The organism is Celeribacter arenosi (genome assembly GCF_039539485.1).
Taxonomy (GTDB): Bacteria; Pseudomonadota; Alphaproteobacteria; order Rhodobacterales; family Rhodobacteraceae; genus Celeribacter; species Celeribacter arenosi.
This window is the reverse complement of sequence record NZ_BAABDF010000007.1, coordinates 615739-628382: the sequence shown is the minus strand read 5'-3', so window position 1 is coordinate 628382 and position 12644 is coordinate 615739. Positions and strand designations below refer to the sequence as shown.

13 protein-coding genes are annotated in these 12644 nt (G+C 58.7%); 5 read left to right on the top strand and 8 right to left on the bottom strand.

Annotated elements, in window-relative coordinates; genetic code table 11:
- Positions 1-63: 63 nt before the first annotated feature.
- The 8 genes from ABD815_RS10695 to ABD815_RS10660 form a co-directional block, all read right to left on the bottom strand.
- Entirely contained in the window at positions 64-1299 is a 1236-nt protein-coding gene (locus ABD815_RS10695; protein WP_344847081.1) for an NADH-quinone oxidoreductase subunit E, read from the bottom strand.
- Complete coding sequence (locus tag ABD815_RS10690) at positions 1299-2513, bottom strand: NADH-quinone oxidoreductase subunit D (RefSeq protein WP_344847080.1); 1215 nt, start codon at positions 2511-2513, stop codon at positions 1299-1301. The genes ABD815_RS10695 and ABD815_RS10690 overlap by 1 nt, the downstream gene beginning before the upstream one ends.
- A gap of 1 nt (position 2514) precedes the next feature.
- On the bottom strand, positions 2515-3414 hold the full coding sequence (locus ABD815_RS10685; RefSeq protein ID WP_344847079.1) for a sulfotransferase: 900 nt from the start codon (positions 3412-3414) through the stop codon (positions 2515-2517).
- Between the two features lie 3 nt (positions 3415-3417).
- Entirely contained in the window at positions 3418-4020 is a 603-nt protein-coding gene (locus ABD815_RS10680) for an NADH-quinone oxidoreductase subunit C (RefSeq protein WP_344847078.1), read from the bottom strand.
- A gap of 12 nt (positions 4021-4032) precedes the next feature.
- Positions 4033-4566 (bottom strand): NuoB/complex I 20 kDa subunit family protein, encoded by a 534-nt coding sequence (locus ABD815_RS10675; protein WP_344847077.1) that lies wholly within the window; start codon positions 4564-4566, stop codon positions 4033-4035.
- Entirely contained in the window at positions 4557-4922 is a 366-nt protein-coding gene (locus ABD815_RS10670) for an NADH-quinone oxidoreductase subunit A (protein ID WP_344847076.1), read from the bottom strand. Before ABD815_RS10670 ends, ABD815_RS10675 begins: the two co-directional genes overlap by 10 nt.
- A gap of 275 nt (positions 4923-5197) precedes the next feature.
- Positions 5198-6397 carry a DegT/DnrJ/EryC1/StrS family aminotransferase gene (locus tag ABD815_RS10665; RefSeq protein WP_344847075.1) on the bottom strand — a complete coding sequence of 400 codons (1200 nt, stop codon included), beginning with the start codon at positions 6395-6397 and terminating at the stop codon, positions 5198-5200.
- A complete protein-coding gene (locus tag ABD815_RS10660) occupies positions 6394-7059 on the bottom strand; it encodes an HAD-IA family hydrolase (RefSeq protein ID WP_344847074.1) in 666 nt (221 codons plus the stop codon). The genes ABD815_RS10665 and ABD815_RS10660 overlap by 4 nt, the downstream gene beginning before the upstream one ends.
- 142 nt (positions 7060-7201) lie before the next feature.
- On the opposite strand from ABD815_RS10660, the gene glmU reads away from it, so the two are divergent.
- From glmU to moaA, 5 genes are read left to right on the top strand one after another with little or no spacing between them, the layout of a single operon-like run.
- Complete coding sequence (gene glmU / locus ABD815_RS10655; protein ID WP_344847073.1) at positions 7202-8551, top strand: bifunctional UDP-N-acetylglucosamine diphosphorylase/glucosamine-1-phosphate N-acetyltransferase GlmU; 1350 nt, start codon at positions 7202-7204, stop codon at positions 8549-8551.
- A gap of 1 nt (position 8552) precedes the next feature.
- Positions 8553-10376 (top strand): glutamine--fructose-6-phosphate transaminase (isomerizing), encoded by a 1824-nt coding sequence (gene glmS / locus ABD815_RS10650; protein WP_344847072.1) that lies wholly within the window; start codon positions 8553-8555, stop codon positions 10374-10376.
- On the top strand, positions 10373-10948 hold the full coding sequence (locus ABD815_RS10645) for a GNAT family N-acetyltransferase (protein WP_344847071.1): 576 nt from the start codon (positions 10373-10375) through the stop codon (positions 10946-10948). Before glmS ends, ABD815_RS10645 begins: the two co-directional genes overlap by 4 nt.
- Positions 10945-11589 carry a DNA alkylation repair protein gene (locus tag ABD815_RS10640; RefSeq protein ID WP_344847070.1) on the top strand — a complete coding sequence of 215 codons (645 nt, stop codon included), beginning with the start codon at positions 10945-10947 and terminating at the stop codon, positions 11587-11589. Before ABD815_RS10645 ends, ABD815_RS10640 begins: the two co-directional genes overlap by 4 nt.
- 39 nt (positions 11590-11628) lie before the next feature.
- The gene (gene moaA / locus ABD815_RS10635; RefSeq protein WP_344847069.1) at positions 11629-12642 is read left to right on the top strand and encodes a GTP 3',8-cyclase MoaA; all 1014 of its coding nucleotides are present in this window, start codon (positions 11629-11631) and stop codon (positions 12640-12642) included.
- Positions 12643-12644: the final 2 nt, after the last annotated feature.

Below are 12644 nucleotides of genomic sequence, written 5' to 3'. Positions count from 1 at the left end.
TTAACTCCTTCACCCATTTCCCTGTGGTCTGCCGCCTTTTTTGTGGCAGCTTTTTATACGTTATCAGTATTTTGCCCGTTTCGAGAATTCGGTTTCGCCGCCTTCGGCGAGGATTTTGGCCTGTTCGACCCAATTGTCACGGCTGACGCGACCTTTGAAGCCTTCAAGGTTCTGGTCCACCCAGGCAACTTCGTTGGCGGTCCATTTTGAAATCTGATCGAAGTGGAAGAACCCGAGCGTGTGAAGCATGGCTTCCAGTTTGGGACCAACTCCTTTGATCATTTTGAGATCATCCGCACCGGATTTGCGCGGCGCGCTAAGCGTGCGTGGCTTTTTCTGCGCGCCCGGCGTTGACGCAACCTCGGCTGGTGCGGCCTTTGCGGCGGGCGTGTTTGGTTTGTTCCCTTTGGCGGATGTTTTGGGTTTTGCGCTAGACTTGGCCTTAGCTTCCTGAACCGTCGCGCCCGTTGCATCGGCAGTTTTGGTTTTTGAAGGCTTGGCTGATTTCGCTTTGGCTTCTGCCGCCTGCTGAACCGCGGACTTTGCAGGTGCTGCGGGTTTGGGCGGCTGTGCCTTTGCTTTTCCACCGGATTTCACGATCCACGGCGTCAGGAGAGGCACTTCGGTGCCATCGATCCGTTTGAGAGTATCGCCCAGATCAGCGGCAAGGCCGACGGAGGCATTGTGTTGATGCTTGCCCGATTCAAACTCGGTGAGCGACGTCAGCCCCTTCAATGGCTCGGCTGCATAGCGGCCGTTTTGCGGTCCGGGCAGTGGCACTTTACCTGCGGCCATATTGTCCAGAAGCGTCGCAAAATTATCGGTGCTGAGATCTTCGTAGTAGTCCTTGCCGATCTGGGCCATGGGCGCGTTCGCGCAGGCGCCAAGGCATTCGACCTCTTCCCACGAGAACTTGCCATCAGCAGACAGTTGATGCGGGTTCGGTGCGATCTTTTCGCGGCACACGGCAATCAGATCCTCGGCGCCACAGATCATGCAGGACAGGGTGCCGCAAATCTGGATATGGGCGACGGAGCCAACCGGTTGGAGTTGGAACATGAAGTAGAATGTCGCGACTTCGAGCACACGAATGTAAGGCATCCCGAGCATGTCCGCGATACCTTCGATCGCGGGCTTGGTCAGCCAGCCTTCCTGCTCTTGTGCACGCCACAACAACGGAATAACCGCAGATTGCTGACGACCTTCGGGATATTTCGTGATCTGTGCCTCGGCCCATGCCTGATTGGCGGGCGTAAAGGCGAAGCTTTCGGGTTGTTCGTGGTGGAGGCGGCGAAGCATTAGCGGTCAATCTCCCCGAAGACGACGTCCATGGTTGCGATGATGGCGGATACGTCGGCAAGCAAATGCCCCTTTGCCATATGGTCCATCGCCTGCAAATGAAGGAACCCGGGCGCGCGAAGCTTGGCGCGGTAGGGTTTGTTGGTTCCGTCGGAAACCATGTACACGCCAAACTCGCCCTTGGGGGCTTCCACGGCGGCATAAACTTCGCCTTTTGGAAGCTTGAAGCCCTCGGTGTAGAGTTTGAAGTGATGGATGAGAGCCTCCATGGAGGTCTTCATTTCCGCACGTTTTGGTGGTGTGAGTTTTCCGCGCGCAAGGATGTCCCCCTGCCCTTCGGGCTCACGCAATTTGGCGATTGCCTGTTTGATGATGCGGGTCGATTCATACATCTCGTAGGTCCGGCACAGATAGCGGTCGTAGCAATCGCCACTGGTCCCGACGGGAATTTGGAAATCGAACTCGTCGTAGCATTCATAGGGCTGGCTGCGACGCAAATCCCACGCGAGGCCCGTGCCCCGTGCCATAACGCCGGAGAAACCCCAGTCGAGGATTTCTTCTTCGCTCACGATGCCGATGTCCACGGTACGCTGTTTGAAAATCCGGTTCTCAGTCAGCAGCGACTGGATATCGTCGAGCACTTTGGGGAAATGATCGGCCCACTCGTCGATATCATCGAGCAATTCGGGTGGCAGGTCCTGATGGACACCACCGGGACGGAAATAGGCGGCGTGAAGGCGCGCGCCACTCGCCCGTTCGTAGAAGATCATCAGCTTTTCGCGCTCTTCAAAACCCCAAAGCGGAGGTGTCAGCGCACCCACATCCATCGCACCGGTGGTGACGTTGAGCAGGTGGTTGAGCACGCGACCGATCTCGGAATACAGCACGCGAATGAGCGAGGCACGACGTGGAATATCCACGCCTGCGAGTTTTTCGATGGCCAGACACCATGCGTGTTCCTGATTCATCGGCGGCACGTAGTCGAGGCGGTCGAGATAGGGAAGGTTCTGGAGATAAGTGCGGCTCTCCATCAGCTTTTCGGTGCCGCGATGAAGAAGTCCGATATGCGGATCCGCGCGTTCCACGACTTCACCGTCAAGTTCGAGAACCATCCGCAACACTCCGTGTGCCGCAGGGTGCTGCGGACCGAAGTTGATGTTGAAGTTGCGGATCTTCTGTTCGCCGCTTTGCACGTCGCCCACGTTGCCGTCCATCTTACGAGACCCTCACTCTGTTCGCCTGCCATGCCTCTGGCAATGCGCCGATATGCTCTTCGACATAGGCGTATTGGGGCGCGAGATATTCGGCCGCCCAACCACGCATGTCGTCTTCAAGTTCAATTTGCACACCTTCGTGGACACGTCTTTCCATGTCCCCGGGTTTGTAGGTGATGTCGAGAAAATGGCACAGCTTGCGCAAGCCATCCTCGGTATAGAGCCGCTCGGAAAACTCGATGTGGAGCTTTTCGGCCGGCACAGCCTTTTTCAGCTTGGCCACCGCTGCGGCGTAATCGCCCCGCGCCATGATGTGACCTTCGTGTTGGTTGTGGGTCACGCGCTTTAGAATGCCGCGCGATTTCTGCGCCAGTGTCTTGTGCGGCGGGCAGTTGCGTTTTGCCTGCATGCGCACGTGAGACCAGAGGCGTTCAACGGGATCGCGCATCAAATAGACGATGCGCACATCATCGGTGAGACCGGCCATCATCGCCAACCGCTCTTGCGACAACAGCGCGTAAGAGGGTGTGATGTCTCCCACCACCCGCGTGCCTGCGCCCGCTTGGGAAAAGACGTAGTCCAGATAGGCCGGAAGCCCCTCTTCACCCTGACGCAATGCGGAAATCAGCCGTTCGAGATCAGCGATCTGCGCGGACAGGTTTTCCGCTTTCCAAATATTGCCGTTCGCCTCGGCGGTCGCCTTCGCGCTTTTCATGTCGCGAACACGATCTTCAAAAGCGCCGATCTGAAATTCGAAGTCATCGAAATCGATGGTGTCGAAGAAATGCGCCTCTTTGATCGCGGCAAGCGCGACCTCGTCATGACCATGCAGGTAGCGGTAAAGCCAGGACGTACCTGCCTTTGTCGCTCCGACACAGAACATGAGAGAGGGGAGACGCAATTCTTAGGCCTCCTGCTTCTCGTCGCCGGGAAGGATATATTTCGCGCCTTCCCACGGAGAGAGACTGTCGAACTGGCGGTATTCCTGCACGAGCTTGACTGGTTCATAGACAACACGTTTGAGTTCTTCGTCGTAGCGCACTTCTGTGTAGCCTGTGGTCGGGAAATCTTTGCGCAACGGGTGACCGCGGAAACCGTAATCGGTCAGCAAACGACGCATGTCGGGGTGACCCGAGAAAATAATGCCGAACATGTCGTAGACTTCGCGCTCGAACCAACCGGCACTCGGATGGATCGCAATGATCGACGGGCAGTTCTCGGTCTCACGCACCGCACAGCGGATGCGGATGCGGTGGTTTTGATACATCGACAGGAAATGGTAGACGACATCGAAACGCTGTTCGCGCTCGGGGTAATCCACGGCCGTAATATCGACCAGCGTGGAAAATTTGCACGTGCCATCCGTTTTCAGGAATTCGACGAAATCGACCAGTCCGGTCGGCGTGATCGTGATTTCCAATTCGTCAAAGTTCACCGCAACCGAGACCACGTCATCGGGGCGTTTGAGCTCAATATGGGCGCCCAGTTCCTTGAGTGCTTCGCTCATGGGTCGGTCTCCTTAGCGCGCGATGGTGCCGGTGCGGCGCATTTTGCGCTGCAACTGCAGGATGCCGTACATCAATGCCTCTGCTGTCGGTGGACAACCGGGCACATAGATATCGACCGGAACGATCCGGTCGCAACCACGCACGACCGAGTAGCTGTAATGGTAGTAACCGCCACCATTGGCGCAGGACCCCATCGAGATCACGTAGCGCGGCTCCGGCATTTGGTCGTAAACCTTGCGCAGCGCAGGGGCCATTTTGTTCGTCAGGGTTCCCGCCACAATCATGAGGTCGGACTGACGCGGAGAAGCGCGCGGCGCTGTGCCATACCGTTCGAGGTCGTAGCGGGGCATGGAGGTGTGCATCATCTCGACAGCGCAACAGGCCAGACCGAATGTCATCCAGTGCAGCGAACCGGTCCGCGCCCAGTTGATGATGTCTTCGGTGGAGGTGAGCAAAAAGCCCTTGTCCTGAAGCTCGCGATTGAGGGTCTGTGTGGCGTGCTCTTTGTCAGCACCTGCGGTATTCGCGCCAGTGGTCACGCCCATTCGAGAGCCCCCTTCTTCCATTCATATGCAAATCCGACGGTCAGAACCGTCAGGAATACCATCATCGACCAGAAGCCGACCAAACCCACATCCTTGAACGCAACCGCCCATGGAAACAGGAATGCGATTTCCAGATCAAAAATGATGAAGAGGATCGAGACGAGGTAGAACCTCACGTCGAACTTCATGCGCGCGTCATCGAAGGCGTTGAAACCACATTCGTAGGCCGAAACTTTTTCAGGATCGGGATTGCGAACGGCAACGATGAGGGCAGCAAAGATAAATACAAGACCCAGCGCGATGGCGAGGCCGAGGAAAATGACGATGGGAAGGTATTCCCGTAGCAAGTCTTCCACGAGCGGCTCCTTGTCTGCGCCTGATCAGAAATAGCTTTCAGGCGCGCGTGCTTAAGCTTGTCGTGGTTTATCCCTCTGTGCGTGCATGGTCAACCAAACCGAAGTCGTCAAATCTCCTAGTTCTGCCAACTTTTAGAAGTTTTTTTGCTCACGGAACGGCATTTCCCGAACGCGCTTGCGGTTTTCACGAACCGTCGCGAATCTTGAGCCTTTTCAGGGTGTTTTAGTCGGGTATAGCGCGGCGGGATGCCTACCCTTAGGGCCGTCGGAACGTCCTACTGCGGGGTTCGGCGCAAAACTTCGTCGCGAATGATCCTCGCAATCTTTGCGCAATCCTCCAGACTAAAGGTCAGAGGCAACCGCATGTCCACGATGGCGCGCAACACACGGTCGCTGTCGGGCAGCGGCTGCGGCTTTGCGTAGCGCCAACTGTCATAGCGCGATGTGAAGGCCACGGGCTCGGGCGCGCCGAACCATTTCAACTCCACCCCGCGCTTTGCGCACCGCGCCACGACACCTTCGATTTCTGCGTCGGGCCAGTCGAGCAACAAAAACTGGATCGACGATCCGACGAAGGTTTCCGCGTTGCCTCGGCGCGTCAGTGTGAGCCCTGTTGTGCCCGCTAACCCCTCCTCCACGACACGATAGCGCGCGTTCCATTTGTCGACCTGCGTAGAGAGGTTTTCGAGCTGCACACGCAGGATTGCGGCACGCAGATTGTCCATGCGTCCCGAAACATTGGGCGTGTCATATTTGACCTTTTCGAACACGTCCGGCCCCGGTGCGGCGCTATGGCGGTCGAAAAGCATATACGAACCCGACAAAAGCACTGCTCTGGCCGCGACATCTTCGTCATCGGTGATCAGCAGCCCGCCTTCACCGGAATTGATGTGTTTGTAGGTCTGTGTTGAAAAACAACCGATGCTGCCATGGCGCCCCGATGGCACGCCGCCCCATGCTGCCCCCATGGTGTGTGCGCAATCTTCGATAACCTCGACGCCGGACCCCGTACACAGATACATAAGCGCATCCATGTCCACGATATGCCCGCGCATGTGGCTGAGCATCAGGACCTTTGCGCCGCTCTCGGCGATCTTTACCGACAGGTCGTCAAGATCGATGGTCAGGTCTTCTGTGACGCCGACAAAAACCGGTTCCGCCCCGAGCGCGGCAATCGCGCCCGGCACCGGCGCGAGGGTGAAAGCATTGGTCAGCACCTTATCCCCTGCCCCCACGCCCAGCGCGCGCAGAGCACAGCCGAGCGCATAGCCGCCAGAGGCCACAGCGAGGCAGTATTTGGCACCGGTAAAGGCCGCAAATTCTTCTTCGAGGAGAGCGACGTCGCCTTTTTCACCGGGCAAGACGTTATAGCGATGCAACCGACCCGTCCGGAGCACCTCTACCGCGCGCTCGATGGCGCGATCCGGGATCGGCTCCTGCTGGGTAAAATTGCCGGTGAAGATTTCTTCGCTCATCCGATCAGCTCCGCCGTAACCTGCGACAGGAATGCGTAAGAATGCAGCAATGCCTCAGGTTCGAGCGATTTCACACCCTCCCCATCAGGCCCGAATGTGACCAAGGCACAGGACACTCCCGCGGCCCGCGCGGTCGCGCGATCGGTTTCTGTGTCCCCGACCAGATAGCTTTGTGACAGGGTGCCGCCGGCTTCTTCGACGGCTGCGATGTAGGGTTTCGGATCGGGTTTGCTCACGCCAACCGTTTTCGCCCCAATCATGGATCCGAACATGTCGCGCACACCGAGTGATACCAACAACCGGTCGGCGAGGCTTTCGGGTTTGTTTGTGCAGATACCGACCGCATAGCCTGCCGTCCGCAGGCCGTCTATCGCCTCCGCCGCGCCGTCATAAAGACGCGTGTGAACGTCGATGGATTCCGCATAGGCGTCGATGAACGGCTGATACTGGGCATCCACATCGGCGTCGTTATACCCCGCCAACACGCGCGAAAACCCGAGACGCAACATCGCCTTGCCACCCCGAAAGGCGGTGCGCGCATCGGCCACCGGATCGAGCACCACTCCATAGCCGAGATCGCGAAAGCAACTGTTGGCCGCCGCGATCAAATCCGCGGAGGTATCCGCCAGCGTTCCGTCAAGATCGAATATAACCGTCCGCATGAATGCTATCCCTGTCCGCTGGCAACGCCGTGTCGACAGATGTAACCTGTCGTCAGAATAAGTGACACGACAAGCCTTGCCGCGCCTCGCTACATGGGTAAAACGGCAGTCGAACAAAGAAAAGAGCAGATCGGGACGACATATGGCCAACGCGCTCATCCTACTCGCCGCGGGGCAAGGCACCCGCATGAACTCCGACCTGCCCAAAGTGCTCCACCCGCTTGGAAATGCGCCGCTATTTGCGCATGCGCTCGTCGCGGGTGGTACTCTTGAGCCCTCTCGCACGGTTGTTGTGGTCGGCCATGGCGGGGACGCAGTGGCCGCGCAGGCACAGGCATTTGATCCCGACATCATCACGGTCCGGCAGGAAGAACAGCTCGGAACCGCCCATGCAGTTGCTCAGGCGCGTGATGCCCTGAGCGGCTTTGAAGGCGATGTCTTCGTCCTTTATGGCGACACACCGTTTATCACTGGCGGAACGCTCGAAAATATGAAGGCCGCCCGCGAGATCTCGGATATCGTGTTCCTCGGGTTTGAGGCCGCCGACCCCGCCCGCTATGGCCGCTTGGTGATGGAGGGCGAAAAACTCGCGCGGATCGTCGAGTTCAAAGACGCGTCCGAAGCAGAGCGGGCCATCACGTTTTGCAATTCCGGCGTGGTGTGCTGCGATGCGGAAACGATTTTTGCGCTTATCGACAAGATCGGCAATGACAATGCAGCGAGCGAGTACTACCTGCCCGATCTCGTCGCGCTTGCATGGGAGAACGGTAAAACCGCGACTGCCGTCACCTGCGACGAAGCCGAGACATTGGGCGTGAACACGCGCGCGGAACTGGCGCGCGCGGAAGCGATTTTCCAGTCGCTGAAGCGCGCCGAGGCGCTTGAAAACGGTGTAACCCTCACCTCACCCGATACGGTGTTTTTCTCGCTCGACACGCTACTGGGGCGCGACGCCGTGATTGAACCCAATGTGGTCTTTGGCCCCGGCGTCACTATCGAAAGCGGCGCACGCATTCGCGCGTTCTCCCATTTGGAAGGCTGCCATGTTTCTATGGGCGCGACCGTCGGACCCTATGCGCGGCTGCGCCCGGGCGCCGAGATTTCGAATGACGCCCACATCGGCAATTTCGTGGAAATCAAAAACGCGTTGATCGGCGAAGGCACGAAGGTCAACCACCTCACCTACATCGGTGATGCGGAAATCGGTGATCGCACGAATGTCGGGGCGGGGACGATTACGTGTAACTACGACGGCGTGTTCAAACACCGCACAACCATTGGCCGCGATGCCTTTATCGGATCCAACACGATGCTGGTTGCGCCGGTGACAGTGGGCGACAATGCGATGACGGCAAGTGGATCCGTGATTACGAGCGATGTCGAGGCAGGTGCCTTGGCCATCGCGCGCGCAAAACAGTTAAACAAGCCAGGCCTCGCCGAAAGAATGTTCGCGCGGTTGAGAGCGGCCAAAGCCGCCAAGAAAGGGCAATAAGATGTGTGGAATCGTAGGTGTTTTGGGTCAGCACGAAGTTGCGCCACTCTTGGTCGAGGCGCTCAAACGGCTCGAATATCGCGGCTACGACAGCGCGGGCATTGCCACCATTCATGACGGTCACCTCGACCGCCGCCGTGCCGTGGGCAAACTGGTGAACCTGTCGGACAAACTCGTGCACGAACCGCTCGCCGGAAAGTCGGGCGTCGGCCACACACGCTGGGCAACCCATGGCGCGCCAACCGAAACCAACGCGCACCCGCATAAAGCAGGGCCTGTTGCGGTGGTCCATAACGGCATTATCGAAAATTTCCGCGAATTGCGCGCAAAGGTCACTGCGGCCGGCTATCAATTCACGACCGACACCGACACTGAAACCATCGCGCTGCTGGCGCAAAGCTATCTCGACGCGGGCATGTCCCATGTCGACGCCGCAATGGCGACCATCAATGAACTCGAAGGGGCATTTGCGCTGTGTTTTCTGTTCGACGGTCAGGACGATCTCCTGATTGCGGCGCGCCATGGTCCGCCTCTCGCGATCGGGCACGGGGATGGCGAGATGTTCGTGGGTTCAGACGCCATTGCTCTGGCCCCTCTGACACATCTGATCACCTACCTTGAGGACGGCGACCGCGCGGTTGTCACCCGCACCTCCGTCGAGATTTTTGACGAAACCGGTGCGCAGGTTCAGCGCGAGCGTCGCGAAATCCGGCTGGACTCCGCGCGGATCGAAAAGGCCGGGCACAAACACTTTATGGCCAAAGAAATTGCCGAGCAGCCAACGGTGATTGGCGAGGCCCTGTCCTACTACCTCTCCGGTGATGGGCGCAGAATTGTCCTGCCTGATCCGGGGCTCGATTTTTCCGCCTATGACCGGGTGGTGATGGTGGCCTGCGGCACCGCGTATTTTGCCTGTTTCGCTGCAAAATACTGGTTCGAGAAAGTCGCGCGCCTGCCTGTGGAAATCGATGTGGCGTCCGAATTTCGCTATCGCGAACCGCCCGTCTCACCGCGCACCTTGGCGATCTTTGTCAGCCAGTCGGGCGAAACCGCCGATACGCTGGCCGCACTTCGCTACATGAAGGGGAAGGCCGCAACGATTGCTTCGGTCGTCAACGTCCCCGAATCCTCCATCGCCCGTGAGAGTGATGTTGCCCTGCCCATTCTGGCCGGCGTCGAGGTCGGGGTTGCATCGACCAAGGCGTTTTCCTGTCAGCTGACGGTGCTCGCGCTTCTCGCGTTGGAGGCAGCGCGGGCGCGCGGTACGATTAACGATGCCGCACTGGACGACCACCTGACGTCGCTGCGCACTTTGCCGGGCATCATGACCCGCGCGCTTGATCTGGATGAAACCCTGAACGAAGTGAGCCAAGCGCTCAGCGAGGCCACCGACGTGCTGTTCTTGGGGCGCGGGCAGATGTATCCCATTGCCCACGAAGGCGCTCTTAAACTAAAAGAAATCAGCTATATACACGCCGAAGCTTATGCATCAGGCGAACTGAAACACGGACCTATCGCGCTCATCGACGCGCATATGCCCGTGATCGTCTTTGCCCCTCATGATGCACTGTTCGAAAAGACCGTGTCCAACATGCAGGAAGTCATGGCGCGTGGCGGCAAGGTGCTATTGGTGTCCGACCGCGTCGGGTTGGAAATCGCATCGGAAGGCGTTTGGCGCACGGTTCAAATGCCCGAAGTCCCCGACTTCCTCGCGCCGATTGTTTACGCGATCCCTGCCCAATTGATCGCCTATCACACCGCTGTGGCAAAAGGCACGGACGTCGACCAACCGCGCAACCTTGCAAAGTCCGTGACGGTCGAATGAGTTGGCCCGCCCCCGTCATTTTGAGCGGCACGCACGTTCGCCTTGAACCGCTGACCCGTGAGCACGCGCCGGCCTTGGCCGCCGCCGTCGGGGACCTGCACAAGCTGTGGTACACCGCCATTCCGGCACCAGAGGCAATGGGCGCTGAGATAGATCGCCGGCTCGGGCTGCAGGAAAAGGGCACGATGACCCCCTTTGCAATTTGTCAGCCTGATGGCACGCCTGTCGGGATGACGACCTATATGAATGTCGATGCAGTAAACCGGCGGGTCGAAATCGGATCGACGTGGATTTCTAAAACCGTACAACGCGGCCCCCTGAATACGCAGGCAAAGCTATTGTTGCTTACCCATGCGTTTGAGGCGCTCGATTGCATCGCCGTCGAATTTCGCACCCACCGCCTGAACACCCAAAGCCGACGTGCGATCGAACGTCTCGGGGCGCAATTGGATGGTGTTTTGCGTGCGCATATGGTGATGGCGAACGAAACGATCCGCGACACGGCGGTCTATTCGATTACCGCCCCAGAATGGCCCGCCATCAAGGCAGGGCTGGAAGGAAAACTCTCATGACCTTTGATGACGCCCTCGCCGCGCTCACGGCATTGGCCGACCCTGCGCGGGCTGCCGACTTGACCACGCGGTTTGGCCCGGTGGATCCCTTTGGTGTCGCGCCCGCTGCATTGGAAGACCTCGCGCGGACATGGCGGCAGGAAGTCGCTTTCCCAGCGCGGCTCGACCTCGCACGCGCGCTTTGGTCCAATGGCCGCCACGAAGCCCGCATCATGGCCGCAAAACTGCTCACACAGGCGCGAATTGCCGAGGATGGCGCGGTTTGGGATCAAATCGTGGCGTGGATCGCGGACGCCCGAAACTGGGCGGAAGTCGACGCGCTCGCCAGTGCAGGTGGACGGCGGATCATGGTGGATTTGGCGCGTTTGCAGACCGTGTACGAGCTGTCCACGTCCGAGCGTGGCCTGGAACGCCGTGCCGCGCTCCAATTGAGCCACCCGTTGGCAAAACTCGCCAACCCCTCCGCGCAGGAAGTGAACGCCCTCGACGACATCCTGCCGATGCTGACGTCTACGCTGGCCGATCCAGACACAGACGTTTCGCGTTGTGCCGACGCATGGCTGCGCAGCCTCGCCAAACATGACCTCAAACGGGCACGCATGATCCGGCGAGTAGTAAGCGCGCGCAAAAGTGACGGCTGAGCTATTGGCACGCCCCTACCAGCACCTTACGTTGTGCCCATGATAGACACGCCCCGCCTTGTAGATCCGTTTCAACGCGCGATCACCTACCTGCGGGTATCGGTGACGGACCGATGTGATTTTCGCTGTGTCTACTGCATGTCCGAAAACATGACTTTCCTGCCGAAAAAAGAACTCCTGTCTCTCGAAGAGCTCGACCGGATGTGTTCGACCTTCGTCGGCCTCGGCGTGCAAAAACTCCGCATCACCGGCGGCGAACCTTTGGTGCGGCGCGATATCATGACGTTCATGCGTTCCATGTCGCGCCACCTCGACAGCGGCGCGCTCAAAGAGCTCACAGTGACGACCAACGGATCACAGCTGGACCGCTTTGCTGCTGATCTGGCGGCCTGTGGCGTGCGGCGCATCAACGTGTCACTGGATACGCTCGACCCGGCTAAATTCCAGCGGGTCACACGGTGGGGTAAACTGGACAAGGTGCTGTCGGGTATTGATGCCGCGCGCCGTGCCGGTTTGCGGGTAAAAATCAACACCGTTGCGCTCAAAGGTTTCAACGAAGACGAGCTATTCACACTCGCCGAGTGGTGCGCGCGTGAAGACATGGACCTCACCTGGATCGAGGTCATGCCGATGGGAGATCTGGGCGGTGAGGACCGTGTCGGGCAATATTGGGCGTTGTCCGATCTGCGCAAAGAACTGGCGAGCCGGTACACGTTGAGCGATCTCGACGAGCAGACCGGCGGCCCTGCCCGTTATGTGCGGGTTGAGGAAACCGGTCAGAAGATCGGCTTCATCACGCCCCTGACCCATAACTTCTGCGAAAGCTGCAATCGCGTGCGCCTCACATGTACGGGCGAGCTATTCATGTGCCTCGGTCAGGAAGACAACGCCTCTCTGCGCGACATCATGCGCAATTCGCCAGATGACGACCAACCGCTCATCCGGGCGATTGAGGACGCCATCGCGCATAAGCCCAAAGGCCACGATTTCGACTATTCGCGTCAAAAGCCCGATGGGCAGGTGTCGCGACATATGTCTCACACCGGCGGCTAGAA

What these genes read in the sequence shown, in the direction of transcription:
- ABD815_RS10690 (WP_344847080.1), bottom strand. Translation starts at nt 2,513, where the DNA reads ATGGACGGCAACGTGGGCGACGTGCAAAGCGGCGAACAGAAGATCCGC.
- glmU (WP_344847073.1), top strand. Translation starts at nt 7,202, where the DNA reads ATGGCCAACGCGCTCATCCTACTCGCCGCGGGGCAAGGCACCCGCATG.
- glmS (WP_344847072.1), top strand. Translation starts at nt 8,553, where the DNA reads ATGTGTGGAATCGTAGGTGTTTTGGGTCAGCACGAAGTTGCGCCACTC.
- ABD815_RS10675 (WP_344847077.1), bottom strand. Translation starts at nt 4,566, where the DNA reads ATGGGCGTGACCACTGGCGCGAATACCGCAGGTGCTGACAAAGAGCAC.
- ABD815_RS10645 (WP_344847071.1), top strand. Translation starts at nt 10,373, where the DNA reads ATGAGTTGGCCCGCCCCCGTCATTTTGAGCGGCACGCACGTTCGCCTT.
- ABD815_RS10640 (WP_344847070.1), top strand. Translation starts at nt 10,945, where the DNA reads ATGACCTTTGATGACGCCCTCGCCGCGCTCACGGCATTGGCCGACCCT.
- moaA (WP_344847069.1), top strand. Translation starts at nt 11,629, where the DNA reads ATGATAGACACGCCCCGCCTTGTAGATCCGTTTCAACGCGCGATCACC.
- ABD815_RS10660 (WP_344847074.1), bottom strand. Translation starts at nt 7,059, where the DNA reads ATGCGGACGGTTATATTCGATCTTGACGGAACGCTGGCGGATACCTCC.
- ABD815_RS10680 (WP_344847078.1), bottom strand. Translation starts at nt 4,020, where the DNA reads ATGAGCGAAGCACTCAAGGAACTGGGCGCCCATATTGAGCTCAAACGC.
- ABD815_RS10665 (WP_344847075.1), bottom strand. Translation starts at nt 6,397, where the DNA reads ATGAGCGAAGAAATCTTCACCGGCAATTTTACCCAGCAGGAGCCGATC.
- ABD815_RS10695 (WP_344847081.1), bottom strand. Translation starts at nt 1,299, where the DNA reads ATGCTTCGCCGCCTCCACCACGAACAACCCGAAAGCTTCGCCTTTACG.